Genomic DNA, 26,531 nt, shown 5'->3' on the forward strand with positions numbered 1-26,531 from the left:
CGACGCGCCCGACCCAATGGTTCGCATTGTGGCCGGGGAAATCGAATGCAAGAACTGCCATCAAGAGGCCGCGCATCGAAACTGTCCTGTTCGGTGCCGGCTTTTACGCGGTTTGCGTAAAGAGTCAATTGGCGCGGGGCCTCTTCCTTCTCCCCGTCACCATACGGGGAGAAGGTGCCCGAAGGGCGGATGAGGGGCGGCGCTGACGTCGACAGCTAGCTCGTCCAGAAGTAGGCCTGAAGCCTTACTCCCTTGCCTCACCCATCAGCGTTGGCGCTGCCCCTCACCTGCCTGCCGGCATCCTCTCCCCGTATAGTGACGGGGAGAGGGGCGCTCTCGCCAGCGGTTTCGCCAATCGCCGGCACCGCGCCGCTCGCTCTGTACAATGGCGGCCGCAGGAAGTAGGAACGCCCGAGAAATGCTTGGGCTGGCGTGTGCATGAGCCGGCGTTGCCGCCCGTAGGCGGCCGAATTCCGAAAGAAGAAGATGTCCAACTTCGAAGCTATTGTCCCGGCGCTGGCAAAGGCGCTGGAAAAACGCGGCTATTCCGAGCTGACGGCGGTGCAAAAGGCCGTGCTGGAGCTCGGCCAGGCCGACGCGCTGGTTTCGGCCCAGACCGGCTCCGGCAAGACCGTCGCCTTCGGGCTGGCGCTGGCGCCGACCCTTCTGGGCGATGCCGAGCGCTTCGCCCATGCCTCGGCGCCGCTGGCGCTGGCGGTGGCGCCGACGCGCGAACTGGCGCTGCAGGTGACGCGCGAACTGGAATGGCTTTACGAACTGACCGGCGCCACGGTGGCGTCCTGCGTCGGCGGCATGGACATGCGCACCGAAAAGCGGGCGCTGGAACGCGGCGCCCATATCGTCGTCGGCACCCCCGGCCGGCTGCGCGACCACATCACCCGGCACTCGCTCGACATGTCGGCGCTGAAGGCAGTGGTGCTCGACGAGGCCGACGAGATGCTCGATCTCGGCTTTCGCGAGGATCTCGAATTCATCCTCGACGCAGCACCGGCCGAGCGCCGCACGCTGATGTTTTCCGCCACCGTGCCGCGCTCCATCGCCACGCTGGCCAAGGGCTACCAGCGCGACGCGGTGCGCATCTCGGCCGCCGGCGAGGAAAAGCAGCATCTCGATATCGAATACCGGGCGCTGAGCGTCGCCCAGGCCGACCGCGAGAACGCCATCATCAACGTGCTGCGCTATTATGAGGCGAAGAACGCGCTGGTATTCTGCAACACGCGTGCCGCGGTGAACCACCTCACCGCACGATTCAACAACCGCAACTTTTCCGTCGTCGCGCTTTCGGGCGAGCTCAGCCAGAACGAGCGCAGCCATGCGCTGCAGGCGATGCGCGACGGCCGCGCCAAGGTCTGCATCGCCACCGACGTCGCGGCGCGCGGCATCGACCTGCCCAATCTCGAACTGGTCATCCATGCCGATCTGCCGACCAACCCGGAAACGCTGCTGCACCGCAGCGGGCGCACCGGACGCGCCGGACGCAAGGGCGTCAGCGCCCTGATCGTGCCCAACAACGCACGCAAGCGCACCGAACGGCTGCTGCAGAATGCCGGCCTCAAGGCGACATGGGCGAGCCCGCCCTCGGCCGACGACGTCATCCGCCGCGATGACGAGCGCATCCTTGCCGATCCGGCTTTCGAAGAGCCGGTGAAGGATGACGAGCGCGGCTTCATCGACGCGCTGCTCGCCCGGCACGGCGCCGACCAGGTGGCGGCAGCCTTCGTGCGCCAGTGCCGCGCCAGCCGCTCGGCGCCCGAAGATCTCATGGAAATCGCCCCGTTCACGCCGTCGCGTGACAGACCGGCGGGCGAAAAGTTCGCGCACCGCGACGAGGCGCCCAGCCGCCGCGATGACTTTGGCGACAGCGTCTGGTTCTCGGTGTCGGTAGGGCGGCGGCAGAATGCCGAGCCGCGCTGGCTGATCCCGATGCTATGCCGCACCGGCGGCATCACCAAGCGCGAGATCGGCGCCATCAAGATGCAGCCGGAGGAAACCTTCGTGCAGATATCGGCCGACTGGGCCGACCGTTTCCTCGCCGCCATCGGCCCCGACCGCAAATTGCAGAACAACATTGCGGTGAAGCGGCTGGACGGCACGCCCGATCTGTCGCGCGCCGGCTACCAGCCGCCGTTACAGGACAAGAAACCGCATCGCGGCAAGGGCACGTTCGACCCCAACGCGCCGAAGCGCAAATTCGAGAAACGGGCGCCGGCAGCGGGCGACCAGCGCCCGGCATTTGAGGCAAAGCCCTGGGCCGCAAAAGCCGGCAAGCCGAAATTCGACAAGGCCGGACCGCCGAAGTACAAGAAGTCGAAGCGGCCCTCGTAAAATCTACAGACGGCGAGATGCGCTCCCTTTCAGCCCGGCCTTGATGGCGGCCCAGCTGGCCGATGCCGGCGTCGGCCGATGCTGCCTGGCGATGCGCTCGGCAAGCAACGAACGCCAGGCTTGGTCTTCCGCCATTCTGCGGATGGCGGCGTACCAGCCGGCCTGGTCGTTGGAATCGATCGCCGGCATCAAACCGCCGCTCGCCTCGATCAGCGACGGCGTGGTCGAGACGATGACCGGAACGCCGAAATCGAGGCATTCCGAGGCGCCATAGCCCCAGCCCTCTATATGCGAGGGGAAGACGCCGAAAGTGGCGCTGCGATAATACTGGATAAGCTGCTCGTCGCTGACCAGTCCGGTGAAGGTCACCGAAGCCGCGAGCTCGGGATGCGCTTTGAGAAAAGCCTTCAACTCGTCGATCATCCAGCCCCAGCGCCCGGCGCAGACAAGCCCCGGCAGCTTGACGCCTTCTTCCAGCGCCTGCTGCCAGATCCGCGCCAGTAGGATGTGGTTCTTGCGCACTTCGATGGTCGAGCAGTAGAGCACGAACGGTTCGTCGGCCTCGATGCGCGAGGTCGTGCCGGCGCGCGATGCGTTTTCGTGCAGGATCGAGGGCATCGGAAAGCGGTATACATTTGGCGTTGCAATGCCGGCCTTGCGCATGTGCTCGGTCAGCGTCGCGCCGACCTCGTCGGAGGCGCAAAATGCCGGAGCGCCGGAGCGCACGAGGTGTTCGAGATAGGATCCGAAGCGGCCTTCACTGGTGCTCGCGCCAAGCATGTCGGGGCGCAATACCGGGATGATGTCGTGGCAGAGAAAGGCAAGCCTACCAGCTGCGCCCGAGACGGCGGACCGATCCTCCTGGGTCAGGATATGGTGGCTGATCAGCACAAGGCCCTGTTCGGTCTCGACAGGCTGGCCTGGGGCATCCCTGAGTACGCCAAGCCGGATCTTCGTCTGCTGGCAGAGGCGATAAGCACGGATCAGCAGCCGCGTCGCCTGATAGGCGATCCCCTTACGGCCATTGGTCACCGTCTTGGCGAGATGACGGTCGGTCTCGCGCTTTGCCCAAGGCTGCTGCCGCACTGCCTCGAAGGCCTGCGACAGCGCCGCGCTTCGCCCCCGCCATCGCTTCACATGGTGGGGTGAAATCTCGCCCGCCGCGACATGGTCCTGTTCGTAGGGGGCAAGCGGCCGAAACCGGCATTCCGCGGACCTGAACGCCACCACCTGCACGCAGGGATCGGGATCCGCCAATGCGGCGTTGACGAGAAAGCTTTCCACACGCGGAATGCCCGCCAGGCCCTTGCCGGGAGGCCAGAACATCAGGCCAGTGGCATCGATGGCCAATGTCGGGGAGGCCGGCGTCGAAGGCGTTACGATCTTCCCGTCCTCGGTCACAGCGCCGGCATCGGAATGTTCGACTGTCATTGTCTGCTTTGGCAAACGGTTGCACTCGATGTCTTATGCTTCATTTGTCGCGACGGCGGTAGCCGAGGGACACGGCTTGCCCCCAAGCTTGGCCCTGTGCCACACCTTGGCAGGACGTGACGACAAGGGGGTGGGTTATGCGCGGCGAAGTTCTTCACTATGACGAGGCGCAAGGCTTCGGTTTCATCACCGGCGCCGACGGCAACCGCTACACCTTCACGCGGGAGAATTTGCGCCGCGAGGCCTCGATGGCCAAGGGCACGAGCGTCGAGTTCCAGCCCGGCGGCGGCCAGGCGCGCGACATTTTCTCGATCGGCGTCCAGAATCCGGCCGATAGTGCTCCTGCCGCTGCAACTGCCCCACCGCGCCAGCCAGGCGGCGCGCCTACAGCGGCCCAGCATTTCGGCCGTGCCGCTGAAAACGGGCCCGGCGAACCGGATCTGTGGGGCTATTTCTGGCACGCATTGACGCAGAACTACTTCAATTTCGGCGGCCGGGCCCGCCGCAAGGAATATTGGAGCTATTTCCTGTTCTGGGTGGTTTCTCTGCTCATCATCGGTGGCCTGGGCCTATTCCTCGACGCCAAAATGGGCAATTTCGACAGCGACATGTCGGCAGCGGTAACCGTCGGCCTGTGCGGCACTTTTCTGCTGGCGACATTCCTGCCCAGCCTCGGCATGGCCGTTCGCCGCCTGCATGATATCGGCCTGTCGGGCTGGCTCTGTCTGCTGGTCCTGATCCCGACCATCGGCAGCCTGATCATCATGGTCTTCGCGCTGATCCCGACGCAGGCCAGGGAAAACCAGTGGGGACCGGTGCCGGCAGGCGTCAGGGTTTAGATTTCAGTACGGCACGGGATCGGGTGCAGGCCAGCTCCAGCTTTCTTGTCGACGTTCGCGGCGCCCCTCACCTGCCTGCCGGCATCCTCTCCCCGTAAACGGGGCGAGGGACGCTCTCATCGACGATTTCGCAAATTGGCGGCGCTGCAGGACAAACGCCAGCGTTGCGCCAGCTACTTTCTCCCCGTTTACGGGGGTGAGTAGTGGTCCGCGAAGCGGACGGAAAGCCAATTGCTTGGCTTTCCGAACGACGAACGCCAAGAGCAATAGCGAAGGGCTGCGGGCCCGGCAGGGCAATGAGGGGCGGCGCCGACATCGGACGCGGTTCGAAACGCCCCCGGATCTCGGTTCGCCAGGATCAGCCCAGGAACTTCGCGATGATCGCATCGCCCATGGCGACGGTGCCGACCTCGGTCATGCCCTCGGACAGGATGTCCTTTGTGCGCAAGCCCTGGTCGAGCACGGCGGCGATTGCGCCTTCGAGCTTGTCGGCCTCGGCGACCATGCCGAAGGAATAGCGCATGCACATGGCGAAAGACGCGATCATGGCGATCGGGTTGGCGATGCCCTTGCCGGCGATGTCGGGCGCCGAGCCGTGCACCGGCTCATAGAGCGCCTTGCGCTTCTTGGTCTTCACATCCGGCGCGCCGAGTGAGGCCGACGGCAGCATGCCGATCGATCCCGTCAGCATGGCAGCGATGTCGGACAGCATGTCGCCGAACAGATTGTCGGTGACGATGACGTCGAACTGCTTTGGCCAGCGCACCAGCTGCATGCCGCCGGCATCGGCCAGCATATGGTCGAGCTTGACGTCGGCATAGCGCGCCTTGTGGGTCTGGGTGACGACCTCGTTCCACAGCACGCCCGACTTCATCACATTGCGCTTTTCCATCGACGTGACGTGGTTCTTGCGCGTCCGCGCCAGCTCAAAGGCGACGCCGGAAATGCGCTCGATCTCGAACGTGTCGTAGACCTGCGTGTCGATGCCGCGCTTCTGGCCGTTGCCGAGATCGATGATCTGCTTCGGTTCGCCGAAATAGACGCCGCCGGTCAATTCGCGCACGATCAATATGTCGAGACCTTCGACCACTTCCTGCTTGAGCGACGAAGACGCCGCCAGCGCCGGATAGCAGATGGCAGGACGCAGATTGGCAAACAGCTCCATGTCCTTGCGCAGGCGCAGCAGGCCGGCTTCGGGCCGCACCTCGTAAGGCACCGCATCCCATTTCGGACCGCCGACGGCGCCAAACAGTACGGCATCGGCCGCCATCGCCTTTTCCATGTCGGCATCGGAAATCGCCGCGCCATGCGCATCGTAGGCGCAGCCGCCGACCAGACCCTCGTCGGTGGCAAAACCGCTGCCGAGCTTGTCGTTCATGGCTGATATCAGCTTCTTCACCTCAGCCATGGCCTCGGGGCCGATGCCGTCGCCGGCGAGCAGGAGAAGATTTTTCGAAGCCATCAGAACCGTCCCAACATCGTTTGGAGAAACCGCGGCCTTGCTAAACGCCAAGCGCCTGCGGCGCAAGCCAGAACAGCGATGGTAAGAGCAAGCTCATTGCTCGGTGATCCTTCGCGCCCCCCTCTGTCCTGCCGGACATCTCCCCCACGAGGGGGGAGATTGGATGTCACGTTGGCCTTCGCCAATCTCCAACGTTGAAAGAAGGGTGGGCCGCCGAAGCTGCTGATCTCCCCCCTTGTGGGGGAGATGCCCGGTAGGGCAGAGGGGGGCGCCGTCCCGCCGACATATCAGTGAAATCCGTACTCAATCCTCACCGATGCGACAGAATATTCACCAACCTGCCGAACGGATCGCGCACATAGAAGCGCCGCACGCCCCAGGGCTCGTCGGCCGGACCGTATTCGATTGCGAAGCCGGCCGCCTTCATGCCTTGCAACGCCTCATCGACATCGTCGACCTCGATCGACAGGTCCGGCACCGGCGTGCCGGAGCCGCCTTGAGCCATGAAGCAGACCTGCACCTGCATCCGCTCCTCGGAGCCGTAGGTGGCGATCCAGCCTTGATCCATCAGCACGTCGAGGCCAAGCACGTCATGGTAGAAGCGTTTCGCCGCAGCCGCGTCCGATGTGTCGATATTGGCTACGATGCGCCGGACCGTCATGGCTTTGGCCTCATGCCGTGCGCCGCAACGCGGTGACTTCGATCTCGATCTTCATTTCCGGCCTGTTGAGCTGGCAGACGATCATCGTCGCCGCCGGCCTGATCTCGCCAAAAATCTCGCCGAGGATCGGGAAGACGATGTCCACGAAGGCCTGGTCGGTGATGTAGTAATGCGCCCGCACCACGTCGGCCATGTCGAAGCCGCCATCCTGCAGCGCCTTGCCAATCGTCGCCAGGCAATTGCGCGTCTGCGCCTCGACCGTCTCCGGCATGGTCATGGTCGCGTAGTCGTAGCCGGTCGTTCCGGAGACGAAACACCAGTCGCCCTGCACCACGGCACGTGAATAGCCGGCGGTTTTTTCGAAGGGCGAACCGGTGGAGATGAGTTTGCGCATGGGGGCCTCGCAGATTTGTTGGCTTGCATCTAGCAGGAGACGCGCGGCTCGGTCGTGGGCCAAGTCGAGCGGACTATTGTCACGAAGGCAAAGCGCAACGTCGGAGATTGACCGAGACATCCCTCCCGTCGTCATCCCAGGGCGGAGCAAGGAGCGAAGCGACGCGCGCAGACCCTGGGATCCATGCCGTGACCTCGAGGCGTTGCGGCGTTTCAGAATTCTGCACCGTTGAATTCTACGGCAACGGTCACGGCATGGATCCTCGGGTCTGCGCTCCGCTTCGCGTCGCTCCGCCCGTGGATGACGAAGCCGCGCATGTACCGCCAGAACCTAATTCGCCGACCCCAGCGCCTTGTCCAGCGCCTCTTTCACATCGGCCGGCCAGCTCGCCACCGGCGGCCAGGCGTTCGGCTCGCCATTGTCGCCGCGCCTGGAGAAGTAGAGCGCGTGCTTGACCGGGTCGACCGCCATGAAGCCGTCATTGCCGCCGCAATCATGCGGCACGCAGCCGCTGGCGTAGAAGGCGCCGGACGCGGTCTTTTCCGTGCCGCCGCCGACCAGCAGGCTGGTCGCCATGTCGGGCATGCTGTCGCCGAGCAGCGTCTTGGCCGCCTTGTAGACGGCCTCATTGTGGAAGGCGTCGATGATGTTCTGGTATTTCGACGGATCGATGTCCTTCCAGTCGGTGCCGGGTTCCGGCGCGTAAGTCAGATCGCCTGAAATCGTCAATCCTTCGGTTGGCGACCATTGCAGCGCCTGCTCGGAAGCGCCCGGCAGGAGATAGGGCACGAAATAGATGGCGTTGTCGGCGACCGCCGCCGGCGGCGCGCCGCACTCGTCCTGTTCGACCGTGGTGCTTTGTATCTCGCCGCCCTCGGGCTTCCAGACGATCACCGTGGCCGGGCCGCACTGGTTGCCGCCATCGCCGACATTGACCAACGCGACGTTGACGCCGCCGACCTTGACCACCTTGTCGAAGAACACCTCGTAATTGCTGGCCAGCTGCTTGCCGTCAAAGGCCAGCACCTTTGCGCCGTCCTGCTCCGGCTGGGTGATGGTCAGCTGGCCGCCCTCGAACGGGATCGGCGCCTGGCTGTCATCGCCCTCGGTTAAGGTCACATTGTTGTTGGTGCTCGGGTCGCCCGGGTCGGCGCCGGACGCATCGTCAGCCGGCACGGGCACCTTGTCGGTCTGTGCATGTGCGCCCGCCACCGGCATCAACATCCACGCCAGCACGCAGGCGCCGGCAAGAAGCGAACGTGTCATGACTGTCCCTCCGCCACGAACCCGGCCTGTGGCGGCCGGGTCAATCGTCCGCTCAGGCCCAGGGGCGCTCAGCGGCGTTCTTCTTCTCGAACGAGGCGATGGCGCCGGCCTTCTCCATGGTCAGGCCGATATCGTCGAGACCGTTCAAGAGGCAGTGACGCTTGAAGTCGTCGAGGTCGAACGTGACCACGCCGCCATCCGGTCCGCGGATTTCCTTGGCTTCGAGGTCGACCGACACCGTCGCATTGGAGCCGCGCGAGGCATCGTCCATCAGCTTCTCCAGATCTTCGGCGCTGACGGTGATCGGCAGGATGCCGTTCTTGAAGCAGTTGTTGTAGAAAATGTCGGCGAACGAGGTCGAGATGACGCAGCGTATGCCGAAATCGAGCAGCGCCCACGGCGCATGCTCGCGGCTCGAGCCGCAGCCGAAATTGTCGCCGGCGACCAGGATCTGCGCCTTGCGATAGGCCGGCTTGTTGAGCACGAAATCAGGGTTTTCCGAGCCGTCGTCGTTGTAGCGCATTTCGGCGAACAGGCCGGTGCCGAGCCCGGTGCGCTTGATCGTCTTCAGATAATCCTTGGGGATGATCATGTCGGTATCGACATTGACGATCGGCATCGGCGCGGCGACGCCGGTCAGCTTGGTGAATTTTTCCATGGCTTTGGCCCGTATTTTTTCGTTGCGGGGGGATTTGCTGACGCCGGTTTACACAAAGAGGCGGGCAATTAAAAGGCGGCTGTTTCCGGCCGGCCCTGGCCCTCGATCAAAAGATCGCGCACAGCGTCTTCAAAACCGCCGGCCCGTGGTGCACCTTGGCCGACATGACAACACCGCCAAAAGTCCTCTATGCCCGCGAGCCTGAGCTCGACACCGCCGAATTTCGCCGCGTGCTGGTGGACTCCGGCCTTGGCGAGGCACGACCGGTCGGTGACGATGCCCGTCTGAAGACCATGCTTGCCAATGCCGACCTGGTGCTGACCGCGCGCCTCGACATCGAAGGCAAGCCGCTGATCGGTGTTATCAGGGCCGTCACCGACTTTGCCTGGGTCTGCTACATCTCCGAACTCGCCGTTTCGCAATCGGCACAAGGGCTCGGCATCGGCAAGGGCCTGATGGACGAAGCGCGGCGCGAGCTCGGACCATCCGTCGCCATCAGCCTGATCTCCATGCCCGACGCCGTCGGCTTCTACGAACGCATCGGCATGAAGCGCATGCCCGACGCGTTTTGGTTCGGCCGCAAGGACTGAACCCCGACCACCACCTCACGAAGCAGTGATCCTCTCATGCGGCGGCCGAGCATGCCGAGGGCTGGGCGCGGGTGCTGGGCTGGCTGCAGGTGTATTTCGGCGAGGGCTGCCGGGTTGCGGCATAGGAGGTCCGCACCGTAGCGATCCTTCGCGCCCCCCTCTGCCCTGCCGGGCATCTCCCCCACGAGGGGGGAGATTGGCAGCGGCGGCGCCGCATTCAATCCTGCAACGCTGGCGATTGGCGAAGCCGGGATGACGGCCGATCTCCCCCCATGTGGGGGAGATGTCCGGCAGGACAGAGGGGGGCGCTGTCCCGCCAGCCTCAACAGGAACTCTCGCCTGCCTAGATTACATTCAATTCCCGAAACGCCCGCCCCTCGGCGACACGGCTGTACCCAAACGCTGAGCAATCCACCGTGCGGTAGCCGCCATGCACCAAAAACTCGGCCAGCGCCTTGCCGACGGCCGGTGCCTGCTGCAGGCCGTGGCCGGAGAAGCCGTTGGCGAAGATGAAATTGCCAACTTGCGGATGCGGGCCGATCACCGCGTTCTGGTCGAGTGTGTTGTAATCGTAGTGCCCGGCCCAGGCGCGGGTCGGCTTGATCGCCTCGAAGGCCGGAATGCGGGTCGCCAGCACCGGCCAGATCACCTCTTCGAACAGCGGCCATTCGACATCGAAATCCTTGGGATCGGCGGGGCCGTCACCCTCTTCCGGCTCGGCGCCGCCGGTGAGGTAGACCGAGCCTTCCGGCCTGACATAGATGCCGGAGGGGTCGACCAGCAGCGGCATGTCGGTATATTTCTCGCGCGCCTCGAAAACGAAGACATTGCGCTTGCGCGGCTCGACCGGCAGCGCCAGCCCGGCCATCCCAGCAACCTTGCCGGCATTCGGCCCGGCAGCGCTGATGATTGTGCCGGCCTCGAGTTTTTCGCCATTGTCGAGGCTGACGCTGGTGACGCGGTCGCCCTGCCGCTCGATGCCGGTGACATCGGCGGTGATGAAATCGATCTTTTTGGACCGCAGCGCCTTGCGGAACAGCATCAGCATCGCATGCGCGTCGAACCAGCCTTCGCCGGTCCGGCCATAGGCGCCGGCGGTGATGCCTTCGGCCGACAGCCAGGGGAAGCGGCGCACCAGTGCTTCGGCGTCCTCGAGCACGATGTCGGCGCCCTCGGCCATCTGCGCCTCGTGGTTTGCCCTAAGGGTCGGCAGGCCGTTCTCGCCGGCCAGAATGAGATAGCCGCCCTCGCGAAAGCCGATATCAGCGTCGGCGCCGAAGGTTTCGGTCAGCCGCCTAAACAGCTTCAGCGTGAATTGCGACAGCCGGATGTTTTCCGGGATCGAGAACTGCTGGCGGATCGAGGCCATGGACAGCGTCGTCGCCGCATGAGCGAATTGCGGATCGCGCTCGACCAGCGCGATCGAGCCGGAAAAGCCTTCCTCGCGCAGATAATAGGCGATCGAGGACCCAACGATGGCCCCACCGATGATGACGATGTCGTAGCGCATTTTTTCTCCGCTTCGCCGCCTGCATCCCTTACGCAACCGGCACGACAATCTCGAAGCGCGTGCCGCGCCCGGAGTCAACCAGCCGGATCGTACCATCATGCGCTTTCAGGAGGGCCAGCACGATGCCGAGGCCCATGCCGGTGCCGCCACTGTCGCGACGGGTGGTGAAAAACGGCTCGAAAATCCTGTTGCGGTTGCTTGGCGAAATGCCGGCGCCGTCGTCGCTGACCAGCACGGTCGCCTTGCCGCCCGCGCTGCCTGCCGTGACCGAAACCTGCGTGGCGCCATGCCGCGCCGAATTGTCGATGAGGTTGGCCAGCACGATGGCCGCATTCTCGGCCGATATGCGTAAGGTCAGATCGCCGCCCGCCTCGAGGCGAACCGCCAGCCTGGTCTCCACGGGAAGCAGCGCCAGCGCAGCACCGAGCGATGTGCTTTCGCCGCTCGGCGCCAGATTTTCGGCGCGCGCCAGATCGAGCAGACGCCGCACCAGGAGATTGAGCCGTCCGGCATCGGTGACGATGTTGTTGGAAAACCGCTGCCGCTCGGCCTCGTCCATCGCGCTGCCGGAATCGCGCAGCAGTTCGGCCGCCCCCTGGATCGCCGTCAGCGGCGATTTGAGCTCATGCGAAACGTGGGTGGCAAAGGTCTGAATCGAGTCGGAGCGTGCCTGCAGCTTTTCGGCCATGTCGAGGAAGGCGGCGGAAAGCTCGGCCATTTCGCGCGTGCCGTGGTGGTCGAGCGGCCGTATCGCCGCGCGGTCGCCGGCGGCGATACGCTCGGTGCGATCGATCAGCGCGTAGATCGGCCGGGTGACGGTGCGCAGGAAGACCAGGCCGATGAGCAGCGTGCCGCCGAGGATGGCGATGGCCGCCAAGGTCACCTTGCCGCGTTCGCCATAGAGATGTTTGATGATGTTGTTCGGCGTCCGCGACAAATAGACGACGCCTGCGACCTGGCCCGCGACGGCAACTGGCATGGCGACGAAGACACGCACCTTGGTGCCGCGGCTGACCGAATAGAGCGGCGGCGTTGGCTGGTCGGGGATGCGCAGCCTGAGCGCGCTGGCATAGTGGCCGGCAAGTGCTGCGCGCACCTCTTCGACATCGCCGAGCGACAGGCCGATCTCGTCGCGCCCGGCGATGACGACGCCTGAGGGGTCGAGCAGCCGGAAGCCGGCCAGCGTGGTTTTCTGCGTCTCGCTCAGGATACCCGACAGGCGCGTGCCTATGGCAGCGAAAGCCGGATCGATGGTCGCGGCCTGCGCCGCGGGTCGGGTTGGTAAGACCGTGTCGGAGGCAAGATCAAGGCGCGGCTCGATCGGATTGTAAGGATAGTCCCGATCGCTGGCGCCGGCCGCCGGCATCGGCGCGCCGAGCCTCTCCACGGGAATGCCGGCATCACGCACATCCTGCGCATAGATGGCGGCGAGCACAGCGCCTTGCGCGATCAGCTCGGCCTCGGTCTGGCGGATCAGCTGGTTCTCATAGAGCCGGAAGAAGAACAGGCCGACCAGCGGCAGCGCCATCACCATGATCAGGATGGCGACGACGATCGTGGCCAGGCGCGGCCGCCATTTGCTGCCGATCCATTTGCGGGCGCTTACGCGCTGCATCGGCCGAGCCGGAAGCCGACGCCATGCACGGTCTCGATGCCGTCCAGGCAACCCGCTGCCGCCAGCTTGGCGCGGATGTTGCGGATATGGCTGTCGACGGTGCGGTCGGCGACATGGATGTTGGCGGCATAGGCGCTGGCCATCACCGCGTCGCGATCGAGCACATGCGCCGGCCGCGCCAGAAATCCTCTGAGGATCGAGAATTCTATCCCGGTCAGCGCCAGCGGCTTGCCGTCGAAACTGGCGGCGTGGCTGGCCGGCGCCAGGCTGAGCTTGCCATGCGCGAATTGCCGGTCGTCGGCCTGTTCCTGCGCCGGCCGCGCGCGCCGCAGGATGACGTTGACGCGCGCGACCAGTTCGCGCGGGCTGAACGGTTTGGTGACATAGTCGTCGCCGCCCATTTCCAGCCCGAGGATACGGTCGATCTCCTCATCGCGCGCGGACAGGAACAGCACCGGCACGTCGGAGCGTTGCCGGAGCCGCCGGCAGACTTCGAGCCCGTCCATCTCCGGCATGCCGATGTCGAGCACGACGAGATCGGGCGCCCGGCGTTCGATCGCCTGCAGAGCAGCAGCGCCATCCGCTACCGCTTGCGTCTTCATGCCGGCCTTTTCCAGCGCAAAGCAGATCACTTCGCGGATATGCGGGTCATCGTCGGCGACGAGGATGTGATGCGGCATGGATCTAGCGTTCCGGTGTGGATGGCATGGCAGGTTGCGAAGGTTGCTGTGCCGGAGGAAGCACGAGCGGACCTCTGTTGTCGAGAACCCTGGTCAGCCGCCAGCCGCGAAAGCTCCAGGCGCGCCAGTTTTTCCGAGCGGTGCGGTACCAGATTTTGTCCCACTTATGGAATTCGACGAGCGCGCTATAGGAGCGATCGTCCGGTGCTATCGTCTTGCTTTTTTGCTCGATGAAGCGGTCTAGGGCCGACAAGGCGGCCGGGCCGAGCGAGTGCACGTACCATGCGTCGAGTGGGATACCACGGCCGGTCATTTCGTAGGAGTGGTCGACATTGTAGTTGGCGATCAGCGCCGCAAAGTTGATGAAACAGCAGGCATAAAGCGTCGCCGATAACGTCAGAAGATTGGCGGAGGACAACCATTCATTGGATTTTCCAAGCGCGATGCGGGCGATGATCAGGGCCAGGCCCGCCGCCACCAGCCCCATCCAGACGAAGGCGGCAATGCGCCAGTAGGTCAGCGCATAGATGCCGATATAGAGGTCGAGCCGCAGGATCGACGAGATGACCAGCATGATGTTCTGCGCCACCCAAGCATAGACCAGCCGGCGGATGAGCGGGTCGGCTGAGGTTTCGCTGCCGGGCCTGAGCGCCGCCAGCACGAAACCGGCGGCCAGCAGCGCCGTAACGATCAGCGGATAGGCGCCGCGATGCGCATAGGAGGCGTAGCTCATTCCGTCGGGCAGCGCGACCCCGCCCCACAGATAGGTGGCGTCGAGCCCGGTCTGCAGCGCAAACAGGATGTTGAAGACGATCAACGCCCGAAGGATGGCGGCCTTGCCGAAGATGATGTCCTCGATGATCGGTCCGGTCTTTGTCGCGGATGGCTGGGCCGCGGATGGCTGGGTCTCGAATAGTGGGCTGACTGGCGCAGGCTTTGCCACACGCGGCATGCGGCGCAGAAAGCGCGGCAGGCGCGGCCGCAGGAAGGCCCAGACGACGGCAAGCATCACCAGCCAGAAGGCCAGCCGCATCAGCTGGATCAGGTCGAGCAGCGCCATCAGGTCGATCAGCGAGAACCAGTAGTCGATGACCGGATTGGCAGCGCCGAACAAAGCGAGAAAGACCACGCCGAGCACCAGCGGCATGATCCACACGGCGAGCGCGGCGAAACGGATGCGCCGCCTTCCGTACCGGCGCGCCGCCTGGCGCCAGCGGAAGAAGTCGCCAACGAAGCGGAAGGGGCCGGCGAGCAGGAACAGTGCCGCCTGGCCGGCAATGCGGGCGGGGCTGTATCGCAACCGCTTGGTCAGCGAAAGCGCAAACACCACAAGCGCCACGAGCGCGATCGAGACGGACAGCACGCTGACATTTTCGGCCAGCGGCAGCAGCGCGAGGAACAGGGCGGCGGGCTTGAGCCGGACCTTGCCGTCGCTGAACGCAGCGGGATGCACGGCCACAACCGCGCCGGCAATCAGCATGGCGAACAGAAAAACCGTGATGCCGACGGGTTGGCCGTAGAAGAAAAAATCCGCCAGCGCGACCAGCAGCACGGCGATGCCGAAGCGGCTGCAATAGCTCGGCGCACCCGAAAGGAACGATGTCATGAGCGGACTTTCCTGGCGACCCGGCCGACAGATCTCGGCGGGCATTTGCGGATGAAAGGGAGGAGGGTTGCCTCGCTGCGCGGCGGATCCACGAGCCACCAGCTTTCGTTACGGAGCCGGTACGGCAGGGACCAACGGGGGGTGTTTCGCTGTTGCATGCCGCTGTTGTCGTGGGCATGGGTGGAAACGGCAGGGCGTAACGGAGGAGGTTTTCTGTAGAAACGTGCAGTTTTCGTGCAGGACAGGCTCCCTTCCTCTCCCTCCGGAGGGGGGAGAGGTGGCTCGGCGAAGCCGAGACGGAGTGGGGGAACCACCTGGCAATCGCCGCGAACGGAGATAGGAAGGGCAAGCGTCGCCTCGCCCCAGGGTCGACCCCCACTCCGTCGAGCTTCGCTCGACACCTCTCCCCCGATCGACGGGGGAGAGGAAGGGCGCTCTTCCGCAACTGCTGAGGATGCCGGCAGGCAGGTGAGGGGCGGCGCCACCCTCGGCGATTGGCTCGTCTCATTGCCTTGCGCGCTTGCCTCAGCCGCCTTCAGCCGGCATAGATCGAGCCATGACGACCGAACCCTACCGCCCGCGCCGCTCGGTGCTTTACATCCCGGCCTCGAACGACAAGGCGTTGGCCAAGATCGCGCAGCTTGCCTGCGACGCAATCATCATCGACCTGGAAGATGCCGTAACCCCGGCCGACAAGAGTGCCGGCCGCGAAAAGCTGAAGGGTATTTTCGCCAACCGGCCGGTTGCCAACGGGCGGCGCTGCGAGATGGTGGTGCGCGTCAACGCGCTGGCCAGCGAATGGGGCACCGACGATCTGATGGCCGTCGCTGGCTGCGAGCCCGACGGCATCCTTTTGCCCAAGGTCGCCACGCCGCGCGACATTCTCGAAGTCGGTGATGTCCTGGACGACAATTTTGCCCCCGACACAGTGAAATTATGGGCGATGATCGAGACCCCAAAGGCCATGCTCAACATCGGCGCCATCGCCGAGCTTGGCCGCGACCCGGCCTCGCGGCTAACTTGTTTCGTTGCCGGAACGAATGATCTGGTCAAGGAGACCGGCGTGTCGGCCACCCCTGACCGGCGCTATCTCGTGCCCTGGCTGATGCAGATGCTGCTGGCCGCGCGCGCCGGCGGTCTCGACATGCTCGACGGCGTCTTCAACGATTTTCGCGATGCCGACGGCCTTGCCCGCGAATGCGCCGAGGCAGCCGCCATGGGGTTCGACGGCAAGTCGCTTATCCACCCGGCCCAGATCGAGGCCGCCAACCGCGCCTTTGCGCCGTCGCCCGAAGCCTTGGCCGAGGCGCGCGCGGTGAAAGACGCCTTCGCGCTTGCCGAAAATGCCGGCAAGGGCGTGATTGCGCTGAACGGGAGAATGGTCGAGCGGCTGCACCTGGCGCAGGCCGAAAAACTGCTGGCGAAGGCGGCCGCCATCGGGGCATGATCGAGCATGATCCCGAACCGAAGGACCGCGTCAGCGAAAAGTGGGAACCGGTTTTCGGAAAAGATCATACTCAAAATCAAAAAATGCCCACGCGGGCTTTGGTACTCACGACAGGAACTGAAAAATGAAACTCTACCGCTTTCTGTCCGCTCCGGACGACGCCACCTTCTGTCACAAGGTGACGGCGGCGCTGAACAAGGGCTGGCACCTGTTCGGCTCGCCGACCTATGCCTATGACAAGAAGGCAAAAACCATGCGCTGCGGCCAGGCCGTGGTGAAGGACATCGAAGGCCAGGAATACGGGCCCGACACCAAGCTCAGCGACTGGTAGTTTTGCCAAGCTCCGACGCAGGGTGTGTTGAGATTCAGGTCAGGCCGAGTCGAAAATGGCTGACACCGAGAACCGGAGCGGAGCGTACTTTTCGTACGTGAGCACCGGAAGCGCAGGTATCAGCCATTTGCAGGCCGGCATCACCTGAATATCGACACAGCCTACTCAGCCGCCTCTTCGATCTTTTCCATATCATCATCCGACAGACCGAAATGGTGGCCGATCTCGTGGATCAGCACGTGGGTGACGATGTCGCCCAGCGTCTCTTCGTTCTCGGACCAGTAGTCGAGGATGGCGCGGCGGTAGAGGGTGATGCGGTTCGGGCCCTCGCCGGTCTGCGGGTTCCAGCGCTCGGCGATGCCGCGGCCCTCGAACAGGCCGAGCAGGTCGAAAGGCGTTTCCAGCGACAAATCATCCATGATCTCGTCGGTCGGGAATTCGGCGATCTGGATGACGATTTCGCCGGTCAGCTTGCGAAAATCCTCCGGCAGATGCGCGTACGCCTCCAGCGCCAGGAACTCCATCTCCTCCATCGAGGGCGAGAGTTCGTCGTGCCAGGTGCGGGTCTTGTAGATGCGAGCCATGCTTTGTCCTTTGACCCCGGCATATAGGCTTTCCCTCAGGAATCGGCAAATGACGCGGCAATTCCTGCTCCAGCGCCTTTGCCACCGCGGGGGAATCGCGTAGGGGTCAGTTCCGGCCATGAAAAACAGGAGTTCTCATGCCGGACCTTTCCACACTTGGACTTTTCGCAATCGCTTGCCTCGCTCTGACCGCGACGCCGGGGCCGGACATGCTTTTGATCGCATCCCGCAGCGCCAGCCAGGGACGCGCGGCGGGCCTGGCGACTTATGCCGGCATCGCCGCCGGCACCTATTGCCATGCGCTGGCCGCCGCCTTCGGCCTGTCGCAGCTGTTCCTCGCCGCCCCCATCGCTTACGACATCGTCCGTTATGCCGGAGCGGCCTACCTCGCCTATCTCGCCTGGAAAGCCTTCAGCTCCGATGGAGCAGTCCTTGCACCGGTGGCCGGCCTGCCGCGCTACTCGCAAACGCGCATCTTCCGGCAGGGATTGTTGACCAACCTGCTCAACCCGAAGATGGCGCTGTTCGTGCTGGCGCTTTTCCCGCAATTCGTCCAGCCGCAAGCCGGTTCCGTGGCGGCGCAGATACTGGTGCTGGCGACCGTGCTCAACCTGATCGGACTATTGGTCAATGGCCTGGTCATCCTGACCGCGAGCCGCATCGGCGCGGCCTTGTCGAGACGCACCCGGTTTCGGCGGGCGCCGCAGATCCTGCTCGGAACCGTCTTTGCCGGGCTTGCGGCACGGCTGGCCTTCGGCGGCCAGCGCTAGAAACGCCCATCGCTTTCGTCATCCACGGGCGGAGCAAGGAGCGCAGCGACGCAGCGCAGACCCGAGGATCCATGCCGCGACTTCTGTGCGATGCCACGGTGCAGAATTCTGCTCCGTTGCGCTGCTCGGCTATGTCGTGGCAACGATGGCAGAGGAATAAATTCCCCATGACTCCGCTTGACTCTTCCGGTCCCCTCTGGAATCTATAGGAACATAACAGGAACAATTGTGAGTGGAAGCTGACCGTCATGGCGATGACCGCCGTGGCGCGGGAGACTGTTTTTGCCCTGCGCCGCCAGATCGCGAAGATCGAGGGAACGCTGCCCCAGCGCCTGGAGGCGCCGGCCGGCCCGTCGCTTGACGCCGATGTGACGGCCGATGTCACGATCGTCCGCCGCGGGCTCGCCGTGGCCGCGCCGGATGCATTTTTGCACACCGGCGCCGAGCGTCTCGACGCCGCCTTGAGCGGCGGCCTGCCGAAAGCCGCGCTGAGCGAGATCCATGGCGTGGAAACCCGCGATGCCGGAGCCGTCGCCGGCTTTGCGCTGTCGCTGATCAGCCTGATCCTCAGGCAAGGACCGCGCCTGCCGGTGCTGTGGATCGGCACCACGGAGATTTTTCGCGAGGCCGGCTTTCCCTATGCCAAAGGGCTGCACGGCTTTTTCGGCATCGCGCCGGAACAGTTGCTGTTTTCGCAGGCGCCGAGACTTGTCGACGCGCTGTGGATTGCCGAGGAAGCCGCGAAGATGACGGCGCTGGCCGCCGTCATTCTCGAGATACGCGGCAGTCCGCAGCGGCTCGATCTCACCGCAACGCGCCGCCTGCATGCTCGGGCGCAGAGCGCCGGCCGGCCGGTGTTCCTGCTGCGGCAGGCCGGCGAGGCCGAGCCGACGGCGGCCCCCGTGCGCCTCATTGTGTCGTCGGCGCCTTCGGCACCGCGCAGCACGGTCGCCGGGCCGCTCGCCGGTTCGATCGGCCGCCCCGCCTTCACCATCAGCATCGGCAAGAGCCGCACGGCTCTGCCTGGACAATTCACACTGGAGTGGAACCCCGATGAACACGCTTTTGAGGAAAGACGGCCCCAGCGAGAACGGGCAACGGATTCTGTCGCTGTGGTTCCCGCATCTGGCCGCCGAGAGGATATTGCGGCAGCGTCTGGGGCGGTCCTGGCGTTCCCGGCCGTCGGATCACCTGCCACTGGTGATCAGCCATCGCGACCGCAACGCCCAGCGCATCTCAGCCCTCGACGAGCGGGCTGAGGCGCTGCATCTGAAGCGCGGCATGGGCATCGCCGACGCGCGCGCCATGCATCCGTCGATCGACATCGTCGAAGCCGATCCGGAGGCCGACCGCCGCCTGCTCGAAGGCCTCGCCGACTGGTGCGACCGCTACACCCCGCTGGTGGCACTGGACGGGGTTGACGGCCTGTTCCTCGACGTCACCGGCTGCACCCATCTGTTCGGCGGCGAACGCGCCATGCTGGACGACATCCTGTCGCGCTTCTTCCATCAGGGTTTTGATGTCCGTGCCGGACTTGCCGCCACGCCGGGCGCCGCCTGGGCGGCAGCGCGGTTTTCCGGCGACCTTATCGTTGTGTCAGGCGAGGAAGACGCGTTGCTCGCGCCCTTGCCCTTGGCGGCGTTGCGCATCGACCCGGACATCCGCGCCAGCCTTGAAAGCGTCGGCCTGCGCACCGCCGGCGCCGTCATGGCGGCACCGCGCGCGCCGCTTGCCCGCCGCTTCGGCGCAACCCTGCTGTTGCGCCTCGACCAGGCGCTCGGCCGCCTCGACGAGGCGGTGTCGCCGCGCCTGCCGGTCGCCCCGCTTTCGGTCGAACGCCACCTCGCCGAGCCCGTCATTTTGACCGACGAGATCGAGCGGCTGGTGCGGCTGCTGGCGACGACCTTGAAGGCCGATCTCGAGCGCCGCGGCGAGGGTGCCAGAACGCTGGCGCTGCTATTGTTTCGCGTCGATGGCGCCGTCAGCCGTATCGCTGTCGGCACCTCGCGCCCGTTGCGCGAACCGCTGCTGGTCCAGAGGCTGTTCCATGAGCGGCTGGCGGCGCTCGAACAGGATATCGATGCCGGCTATGGCTTCGATCTCGTGCGCCTCTCGGTTCTGTCGGCGGCTGCCTTCGACATGCAGCAGGCCGACCTCACCGGCGAGGCCGAGGATGACGGCGCCGACATCGCGCTGTTTTCCGACCGCATCCGCGCCCGGCTCGGCGACGGTGCGGTTCTGCAACCGGTCGCCGTCGACAGCCATCTGCCCGAGCGCGCCGTCGCCACGCTGCCCTTCACCGAGGCGCCGCAACGGACCACGCCGCCGAAAAAACCGGAGCGGATGAAAGTACCAGTGACCGTCTTTCGGCCGGAGCGGCCGATCCGGCTGTTCCGTTCGCCCGAGCCGATCGAGGTGCCGGCAACCGAACTGCCCGAGGGACCGCCGATGAATTTCCGCTGGCGGCGCGCGCTCTACCGGGTCACCCGCGCCGAGGGGCCGGAACGCATCGCGCCGGAATGGTGGCGCCAGCAACAGGGCCAGGAAGACGCGCCGACCCGCGATTATTTCCGCATCGAGGACAGCGACGGCCGCCGTTACTGGCTCTACCGCCAGGGTCTTTACGGCGCCGGGCAACCTTCGCCCCGCTGGTTCATGCACGGTGTCTTCGCATGAACGCGCTGACCGTCATTCCCTATGCCGAGTTCGGCATCCAGTCGAATTTCTCCTTCTTGCGCGGCGCCTCGAAGCCGGAGGAGCTGGTGGTCGCGGCCAAGCTTCTCGGGTTTTCAGCGATCGGCCTTGCTGACCGCAACACGGTGGCCGGCGTGGTGCGCGCCTGGCAGCAGGCCAAGGTCGAGCACCTTGCCTATCATCCCGGCTGCCGGCTGGTTTTCGGCGACGGCACGCCCGACGTTCTCGCCTATCCGCAAGACCGCAAGGGCTGGGGGCATCTCTGCCGCATGCTCACCCAAGCCAATCTGCGCGACGAAAACGAAAAGGGCGCAACCCTGCTCACCCGCGACGACCTGCTCGAATGGGGCGATCAGATGTCGCTGGCGATCCTGCCCGATCTGACGGCGGGCGCCGCGGACGGGCTCGCCCTGCTGCGCCAGCTCAAGGGCCGCTTCGGCAGCAATGTGCGGCTGGCGGTTGCGCCGGACTATCGGGGCAACGATCGCTTTCGTATCGAGCAGGCCGCGGGTCTGGCGGACGTCACCTCGATACCACTGATGGCAACCAACGACGTTCTCTACCACACGGCGGAGCGCCGCTCGCTGCAGGACGTGCTGACGGCGATCCGCCTCAACGTACCCGTCGCCGAGGCCGGACTGGAGCTGACCGCCAATGCCGAGCGGCATCTGAAGCCGCCGCTGGAAATGGCCCGCCTGTTCCGCCGCCATCCGCAAGCACTGATGGAGACGCAGATTTTTGCTGGCGAGCTGACTTTCTCGCTCAGCGACCTCCAATACAATTATCCTGACGAGCCGACGGAATCGGGTCTTGGGCCACAGGCCGAGCTCGAACGATTGGCCAGGGAGGGGGCCGCCACGCGCTATCCGGCGGGCGTCCCTGCTTCCGTATTCCAGCGCATTGGCGAAGAGCTCGCGCTGATCGAGCGCCTGAACTATGCGCGCTACTTCCTGACGGTCTACGACATCGTCAAGTTCGCCCGCAGCCAGGATATTCTCTGCCAGGGGCGCGGCTCCGCCGCCAATTCGATCGTCTGCTTCTGCATCGGCATCACCGAGGTCGGACCCGACCGGATCGACACGCTGTTCGAGCGCTTCATTTCCGAGGAGCGCAACGAACCGCCCGACATCGACGTCGATTTCGAGCACGAAAAGCGCGAGATCGTCATGCAGTACATCTACAACAAATACAGCGCCAAACGCACCGCATTGGCCGCAGCCGTCGTCAGCTATCGCGGCCGCTCGGCACTGCGCGAAGTCGCCAAGGCGATGGGCCTGTCCGATGATGTCCGGGGCGCGATGTCCGGCTCGATCTGGGGCTGGTCGACCTCGGAGCTCGGCGAAAAGGAAGCAAAAGCCGGCGGTATCGACCGGGCCGACCCGTCGACACGGCATGTGCTCGCCCACGCCAACGAGATCATGGGCTTTCCCCGCCATCTCTCCCAGCATGTCGGCGGCTTCGTCATCACCAGGGACCGGCTGGACGAGATCGTTCCCATCGTCAAGACGGCGATGGACGAACGCAAGATGGTCGAGTGGGACAAGGACGATCTCGACGCGGTGAAAATCCTCAAGGTGGATATTCTGGCGCTCGGCATGCTGACCTGTCTGCAGCGCGCCTTCACCTTGCTCACGGATCATTATCCGGATGCGCGCGACGACTATGGCCAACCCTATGTGCTGGCCACCTTGCCGGCGGAGGACAGCCGAGTCTACGACATGATCTGCCGTGCCGACACGCTCGGTGTTTTCCAGATCGAATCGCGTGCCCAGATGTCGATGCTGCCGCGCCTGCGGCCGCAGAATTTTTACGACCTCGTCATCGAGGTCGCGATCGTGCGGCCCGGCCCGATCCAGGGCGACATGGTGCATCCTTATCTCCGCCGCCGGCAAGGCAAGGAGCAGGCGGAGTATCCCAAGCCGGAGTTGAAGGAAATTCTCGGCAAGACGCTGGGCGTGCCGCTGTTCCAGGAACAGGCGATGAAGATCGCCATCGTCGCCGGCGGCTTCAGGCCGGGCGAGGCCGATGAGTTGCGCCGCGCCATGGCCACCTTCAAGCGCACCGGCACCATCGGCAATTACCGCCAGCGCATGGTCGATGGCATGATGAAAAGGGGCTACGAGAAAGACTTCGCCGAGCGCTGTTTCAAGCAGATCGAAGGCTTCGGCGAATACGGCTTTCCCGAAAGCCATGCCGCGTCCTTCGCGCTGCTGGTTTATGCCTCCTGCTGGTTCAAAACTTTCTATCCCGACGTGTTCTGCGTCGCGATCCTGAACTCGCAGCCGATGGGCTTTTACCAACCGGCCCAGCTGGTTCGCGACGCACGCGACCATGGCGTCGACATCCGCGAGGTCGACGTCAATCATTCCGCCTGGGACTGCGCCCTGGAGGAATCGGCCTTCAATCCGGCACGGGTCCTTGAACGCCATGCGCAGATGCGCGGCGTCATCCGCACCAACCATGCCGTCAGGCTCGGCTTCCGCCAGATCAAGGGACTTTCCAAGGAGCGCATGGATCTGTTCGTCCAACGGCGCGGCACCGGTTACACAACCGTCAGGGATGTCTGGCTGCGCTCCGGCCTCGACGTCGGTGACATCGAAAGACTGGCGCAGGCCGACGCTTTCCGCTCGCTCGGCCTCGACCGCCGTGAAGCCCTGTGGGCGGTGCGCGCACTGGACGGCAAGAGTGCCGCCGAAAAGCTGCCTTTGTTCGACCAGCCCGAAATCCGCCTGCGCGAGCTGGAGCCGCAGACCAGGCTGCCGACAATGCCGCTTGGCGAGCATGTCATCCACGACTACCGCTCGCTCGGCCTGTCGCTGAAGGCGCATCCGGTCGCCTTCCTGCGCGAGCGGCTGGATCGTGCCGGCGTCACCCCCAATGCCCGACTGGGCTTCGTGCGCGATGGCAGGCGGGTCTCCGTCGCCGGCCTCGTCCTGGTGCGCCAGCGGCCCGGCAAGGGCAACGCGATTTTCCTGACACTGGAAGACGACAAGGCGGTCGCCAACGTCATTTTCTGGCAGAGAACCTTTGAGCGGTTTCGGCCCATCGTCATGGGCGCACGCTTCGTCCGCGTCACCGGAAAATTGCAGTCGGAATCGGACGTGATCCACATCGTCGCCGAAAAGGTCGAGGACCTGACGCCCTGGCTGACCGCGCTGCTGGAGAAGGTCAGCGCGGCCCCCGATCAAAGCGCCGAGCGACCTGCTGTACGGGACGCGCCGATCAGACAGGATATCGCGACGCTGTCGGGAGAGGCGGAGAGGGTAATGCCCAAGGGGCGGAACTTTCAATAGGGCGTATGGCTTCTGCGCGAAACGTGGGCGGGGCAGTGCCCTACCGGGCATCTCCCCCACACGGGGGGAGATCGGCAGCTTCGCCGCCGGCTCTCTTCCTAATCGTTGGAGATTGGCGAAAGCCGAGGCGACATCCAATCTCCCTCCTTGTGGGGGAGATGTCCGGCAGGACAGAGGGGGGCGCTGTCCCGCCAGCCTTGGCAACCTTCTGCGCAGCAGTGGCGCTCGAATTCAGGAAGGCCCACCCGGCCGCGGTGGCGACAGCAAGTCCTCGGCCGAGATCGCCCGCGCCTCGGAAGGCAGCATGATCGGGATGCCGTCGCGCACCGGATAGGCGAGCTTTGCCACCCTTGAGATCAATTCGCCGCGCTCCGGATCCCAGGCCAGCGGGCCCTTGGTCAGCGGGCAGGCCAGCAGTTCCAGCAGCTTGGGATCGACCCTGGCCTTCTTGCCGTCACGCTCATCCTCCGCCATCACGCCCTCTCCCTGTTGCCGCTACTGTAAACTCGAGCCAAAATCCTCATTCTCGCGCGCCAGCGCCATTTCGGTGATGGCGATCAGCGTTTCGGCGCGTGTCTTCAGATCCGGCGCTTCGAGCAGCGCCTGTTTCTCAGCCGGCCCGTAGGGCGCCATCATCGACAGCGCGTTGACCAGCATGGCGTTTTCGGCGCGGCTGACGCTTTCCCAGTCGGCTTCCAGATCATTGGCCTGCAGATAGGCGCGAAATGCCCTCAGCAGCGCGGGCCGATCGATCTCGCTCGCCGCTTGATCTTCACGGAGATCGGCGAGGAAGGGCGCGATCTTGCCCTGGCGAAACGGGGTTTTGGCCGGGAGTTCATGCGCGATGCGGAACCGGCAGACGCCTTGCAGCGAAATCAGGTAGCGGCCGTCGCCGCTCTCGGCCAGCGAGATGATGCGCCCGGCGCAGCCGACATTGCAGAGTTCCGGCTCGCCGTCAGCGCGCAAGGCGCCGTCGAGGCTGGGCTGGATGATGCCAATCAGCCGCGATCCGGCGATCGCCTCATCCACCATCTGCAGATAGCGCGGCTCGAAAATATTGAGTGGCATGCGGCCGCCGGGCAACAGCAGCGCGCCTTCGAGCGGAAAGATCGCGATCGTCGACGGCAAATCCTTGGCCTGCCGGTAGTGCGCGTTTCCCGCCTGCACCTCAATCCTCCGATCGCTTCGTCACGAAGCGCGTCAAATCCGGAACTTTGCCCGTCGCAATCCGGCAGGGCGCAAGCCATGCCAACAGGAAGCGGATCGGTCCGGCCCGATCTCTTGCCGTCTAATCTGGCGCAGCCACCGTCAGCCGCAAGGCCATCCGCCAAAAACAGCCTAAACCGGCTCTACGAAAACAGCAGCGACGACAGTTTGCGCCGTGCCGCAAGCGTCGCCTCGTCGGTCATGCCCCAGGCCTCGAAGAACTGCAGCAGCTGCGTCTTGGCGCCGTCGTCATTCCAGGTTCGGTCGGCCTTGATGATCGCCAGCAGATTGTCGGCGGCCTGCGTGCGTTCGCCTTTGGCATTCTGGATCATGGCCAGATCGAAGCGGGCCTGATGATCGCCGGGATTTGCGGCGAGGCGCTGCTCGAACTCGGCCGGATTGCCAAGGGCCGCCGCTTGCGCGGCAAGCGCGATCCTGGCGCGCACGGCGGCAAGCACCGGCGCATCCTTTTTGGCCTCCGGCGCCTTGGCCAGAACCTCTTCGGCGCCTGCGGTGTCGCCGGCCTCGAACAACAGGTCGCCCAGCCCGGCAATCGCCTCGATCGTCTCCGGCGCCTGCTCCAGGATGGCGTCATAAATGTCGGCCGCGGTCTGCAGATCGCCGGCCCCGCGGGCTTCCGCCGCCGCAGCCAGCGCCTCGGCCACCGGCGGCGCACCATTGCCCTTGCCGCCGACCTTGGTGATAAATTCGGCGATCTGGCTCTCCGGGATGGCGCCCATAAAACCGTCGACCGGCTGGCCGTCCTTGAAGGCGATGACCGCCGGGATCGACTGGATGCCGAGCTGGCCGGCGATCGACGGATGGTCGTCGATGTTCATCTTGACCAGTTTGACCTTGCCGCCGGCGGCGCGCACCGCCTTTTCCAGCAGCGGTGTCAGCTGCTTGCACGGGCCGCACCACGGCGCCCAGAAATCGACCAGAACCGGCTGGCGGCGCGATTCCTGGACAACGTCGGCGGCAAAGGCCGCGGTCGTCGTGTCCTTGATGACATCGCCGGCCGGCGCCCCGCCAACGGCTACTTTCGGGCGGGCGGCCTCGGTGCCGCCATACTGCACGGTGGTGGAATACTGGCCACTGGCGCCGCCAAACGGATTGTTGTCACTCATCTCGTCACCCTTTCGGTCGCG

Annotated in this window: 23 protein-coding genes; 9 read left to right on the forward strand and 14 right to left on the reverse strand. The window is 64.9% G+C overall.

Going from position 1 to position 26,531, the window contains the following annotated elements; genetic code table 11:
- Window positions 1–486 precede the first annotated feature (486 nt).
- Window positions 487–2,346 (forward strand): DEAD/DEAH box helicase, encoded by a 1,860-nt coding sequence (locus tag AC1DX6_RS00465; RefSeq protein WP_477310161.1) that lies wholly within the window; start codon window positions 487–489, stop codon window positions 2,344–2,346.
- A gap of 3 nt (window positions 2,347–2,349) precedes the next feature.
- Here the strand turns inward: AC1DX6_RS00465 and AC1DX6_RS00470 are convergent, their stop codons facing one another.
- The gene (locus AC1DX6_RS00470; protein ID WP_477310163.1) at window positions 2,350–3,777 is read right to left on the reverse strand and encodes a glycosyltransferase; all 1,428 of its coding nucleotides are present in this window, start codon (window positions 3,775–3,777) and stop codon (window positions 2,350–2,352) included.
- A 137-nt stretch (window positions 3,778–3,914) separates the two neighbouring features.
- Here AC1DX6_RS00470 and AC1DX6_RS00475 point away from each other — a divergent pair, with 137 nt between their 5' ends.
- Complete coding sequence (locus tag AC1DX6_RS00475; protein WP_477310165.1) at window positions 3,915–4,616, forward strand: DUF805 domain-containing protein; 702 nt, start codon at window positions 3,915–3,917, stop codon at window positions 4,614–4,616.
- A gap of 358 nt (window positions 4,617–4,974) precedes the next feature.
- Here the strand turns inward: AC1DX6_RS00475 and leuB are convergent, their stop codons facing one another.
- The 5 genes from leuB to leuD form a co-directional block, all read right to left on the reverse strand.
- A complete protein-coding gene (leuB, locus tag AC1DX6_RS00480; protein WP_477310167.1) occupies window positions 4,975–6,078 on the reverse strand; it encodes a 3-isopropylmalate dehydrogenase in 1,104 nt (367 codons plus the stop codon).
- Window positions 6,079–6,388: 310 nt separating this feature from the next.
- Window positions 6,389–6,739: a VOC family protein gene (locus AC1DX6_RS00485; RefSeq protein ID WP_477310169.1), complete on the reverse strand. Its 351-nt coding sequence runs from the start codon at window positions 6,737–6,739 to the stop codon at window positions 6,389–6,391.
- Between the two features lie 10 nt (window positions 6,740–6,749).
- Window positions 6,750–7,133, reverse strand: coding sequence for a RidA family protein (locus tag AC1DX6_RS00490; RefSeq protein ID WP_477310171.1), 384 nt, complete (start codon window positions 7,131–7,133; stop codon window positions 6,750–6,752).
- Window positions 7,134–7,463: 330 nt separating this feature from the next.
- Entirely contained in the window at window positions 7,464–8,399 is a 936-nt protein-coding gene (locus tag AC1DX6_RS00495; protein ID WP_477310172.1) for a hypothetical protein, read from the reverse strand.
- A gap of 52 nt (window positions 8,400–8,451) precedes the next feature.
- Window positions 8,452–9,057, reverse strand: coding sequence for a 3-isopropylmalate dehydratase small subunit (gene leuD / locus AC1DX6_RS00500; RefSeq protein ID WP_477310174.1), 606 nt, complete (start codon window positions 9,055–9,057; stop codon window positions 8,452–8,454).
- 164 nt (window positions 9,058–9,221) lie between these two features.
- Between leuD and AC1DX6_RS00505 the strand changes: the two genes are divergently transcribed.
- Entirely contained in the window at window positions 9,222–9,647 is a 426-nt protein-coding gene (locus tag AC1DX6_RS00505) for a GNAT family N-acetyltransferase (RefSeq protein ID WP_477310176.1), read from the forward strand.
- A gap of 343 nt (window positions 9,648–9,990) precedes the next feature.
- Here the strand turns inward: AC1DX6_RS00505 and AC1DX6_RS00510 are convergent, their stop codons facing one another.
- Genes AC1DX6_RS00510 through AC1DX6_RS00525 form a run of 4 tightly spaced genes read right to left on the reverse strand, consistent with a single transcriptional unit; the run spans window position 9,991 to window position 15,058 of the window.
- On the reverse strand, window positions 9,991–11,157 hold the full coding sequence (locus AC1DX6_RS00510) for an NAD(P)/FAD-dependent oxidoreductase (RefSeq protein WP_477310178.1): 1,167 nt from the start codon (window positions 11,155–11,157) through the stop codon (window positions 9,991–9,993).
- A gap of 28 nt (window positions 11,158–11,185) precedes the next feature.
- Entirely contained in the window at window positions 11,186–12,772 is a 1,587-nt protein-coding gene (locus tag AC1DX6_RS00515; protein WP_477310180.1) for an ATP-binding protein, read from the reverse strand.
- Window positions 12,760–13,452 (reverse strand): response regulator transcription factor, encoded by a 693-nt coding sequence (locus tag AC1DX6_RS00520; protein ID WP_477310182.1) that lies wholly within the window; start codon window positions 13,450–13,452, stop codon window positions 12,760–12,762. Before AC1DX6_RS00520 ends, AC1DX6_RS00515 begins: the two co-directional genes overlap by 13 nt.
- 4 nt (window positions 13,453–13,456) lie before the next feature.
- Window positions 13,457–15,058, reverse strand: coding sequence for a DUF4153 domain-containing protein (locus tag AC1DX6_RS00525; protein WP_477310184.1), 1,602 nt, complete (start codon window positions 15,056–15,058; stop codon window positions 13,457–13,459).
- A 556-nt stretch (window positions 15,059–15,614) separates the two neighbouring features.
- On the opposite strand from AC1DX6_RS00525, the gene AC1DX6_RS00530 reads away from it, so the two are divergent.
- Entirely contained in the window at window positions 15,615–16,505 is an 891-nt protein-coding gene (locus AC1DX6_RS00530) for an HpcH/HpaI aldolase/citrate lyase family protein (protein ID WP_477310186.1), read from the forward strand.
- 124 nt (window positions 16,506–16,629) lie between these two features.
- Window positions 16,630–16,836, forward strand: a complete 207-nt coding sequence (locus AC1DX6_RS00535; protein WP_477250326.1) for a DUF1737 domain-containing protein — start codon at window positions 16,630–16,632, stop codon at window positions 16,834–16,836.
- Between the two features lie 161 nt (window positions 16,837–16,997).
- Here the strand turns inward: AC1DX6_RS00535 and AC1DX6_RS00540 are convergent, their stop codons facing one another.
- A complete protein-coding gene (locus tag AC1DX6_RS00540) occupies window positions 16,998–17,420 on the reverse strand; it encodes a metallopeptidase family protein (RefSeq protein ID WP_111544069.1) in 423 nt (140 codons plus the stop codon).
- A gap of 137 nt (window positions 17,421–17,557) precedes the next feature.
- Between AC1DX6_RS00540 and AC1DX6_RS00545 the strand changes: the two genes are divergently transcribed.
- From AC1DX6_RS00545 to AC1DX6_RS00560, 4 genes are all read left to right on the forward strand, one after another.
- Complete coding sequence (locus tag AC1DX6_RS00545; RefSeq protein WP_477310189.1) at window positions 17,558–18,190, forward strand: LysE family translocator; 633 nt, start codon at window positions 17,558–17,560, stop codon at window positions 18,188–18,190.
- Window positions 18,191–18,438: 248 nt separating this feature from the next.
- A complete protein-coding gene (locus AC1DX6_RS00550) occupies window positions 18,439–19,449 on the forward strand; it encodes an ImuA family protein (RefSeq protein ID WP_477310191.1) in 1,011 nt (336 codons plus the stop codon).
- The gene (locus AC1DX6_RS00555) at window positions 19,391–20,866 is read left to right on the forward strand and encodes a DUF6504 family protein (protein ID WP_477310193.1); all 1,476 of its coding nucleotides are present in this window, start codon (window positions 19,391–19,393) and stop codon (window positions 20,864–20,866) included. The genes AC1DX6_RS00550 and AC1DX6_RS00555 overlap by 59 nt, the downstream gene beginning before the upstream one ends.
- Window positions 20,863–24,177 carry an error-prone DNA polymerase gene (locus AC1DX6_RS00560; protein WP_477310195.1) on the forward strand — a complete coding sequence of 1,105 codons (3,315 nt, stop codon included), beginning with the start codon at window positions 20,863–20,865 and terminating at the stop codon, window positions 24,175–24,177. Before AC1DX6_RS00555 ends, AC1DX6_RS00560 begins: the two co-directional genes overlap by 4 nt.
- Before the next feature lie 231 nt (window positions 24,178–24,408).
- On the opposite strand, the gene AC1DX6_RS00565 is transcribed toward AC1DX6_RS00560, so the two are convergent.
- The 3 genes from AC1DX6_RS00565 to trxA all read right to left on the reverse strand — a co-directional run bounded on the left by AC1DX6_RS00565 (window position 24,409) and on the right by trxA (window position 26,510).
- Window positions 24,409–24,651 carry a Trm112 family protein gene (locus AC1DX6_RS00565; RefSeq protein WP_477310197.1) on the reverse strand — a complete coding sequence of 81 codons (243 nt, stop codon included), beginning with the start codon at window positions 24,649–24,651 and terminating at the stop codon, window positions 24,409–24,411.
- A gap of 21 nt (window positions 24,652–24,672) precedes the next feature.
- On the reverse strand, window positions 24,673–25,344 hold the full coding sequence (locus AC1DX6_RS00570; RefSeq protein ID WP_477310199.1) for an LON peptidase substrate-binding domain-containing protein: 672 nt from the start codon (window positions 25,342–25,344) through the stop codon (window positions 24,673–24,675).
- Window positions 25,345–25,526: 182 nt separating this feature from the next.
- On the reverse strand, window positions 25,527–26,510 hold the full coding sequence (gene trxA / locus AC1DX6_RS00575; protein ID WP_477310201.1) for a thioredoxin: 984 nt from the start codon (window positions 26,508–26,510) through the stop codon (window positions 25,527–25,529).
- Window positions 26,511–26,531 lie beyond the last annotated feature (21 nt).

Source organism: Mesorhizobium sp. P2_C4, from assembly GCF_056404575.1.